Annotated in this window: 1 protein-coding gene; it reads right to left on the bottom strand. The window is 48.2% G+C overall.

Annotated elements, in window-relative coordinates; genetic code table 11:
- On the bottom strand, positions 1 to 463 hold a 463-nt coding region (locus tag D8792_RS11250), incomplete at its 3' end, for an arginase family protein (protein ID WP_312023828.1).
- Between the last annotated feature and the right edge of the window lie 107 nt (positions 464 to 570).

The raw sequence follows: 570 nt of genomic DNA on the forward strand, positions 1-570 counted from the left end.
CAGCTAAGTTTTGGTCAGGATTTAGTGACGACTTGAGCCCTAGATGGTTGCCGTAGGCTGTTTCGTGGCCGCCGCCTAGAACGATGGGTCGGAGATTAAGCTCTCGTAGGCGTTTGACTGCTCGCGCCAAGCTTTGCTGCAGTTGTTCCAGAGAGCGGTTAGGTCCGTCAATATCGCCAACGTCAAAGACTCGAACGTTTCTACCTAGATGCCAAGGAAGCTTGGCCAGCTGAGTTCGAATGGCTTGAGGACCTTCAACTGCGCCCACTCGGCCGTTATTGATATAGACACCCTTGTCACTCTTGAAGCCAATCAGGGCAAAGTTCACCCCTTCAAAAGGNGTTAAGCTAGGATCATTTAAGTCCAGAAACTCAATGACCATACCCCATTTGGCAGTATATAGATTGTCCTCTGGACCTCGCTGATAGTAACGGTTGTCTAGCTGATAGTAATCTTCTAACATGATTTTGTCCTTTTTGATAACGATACTTGCGACTTTATTATAAGAGTTTCCGCTAAGCCTGTCAATGACTTTTGGCGGGAAAAGAAGCCCAGCTGCATGTGAGCGGG

The sequence above is a fragment of the Streptococcus cristatus genome, from assembly GCF_003943505.1.
In the GTDB taxonomy this organism is placed as follows: domain Bacteria; phylum Bacillota; class Bacilli; order Lactobacillales; family Streptococcaceae; genus Streptococcus; species Streptococcus cristatus_E.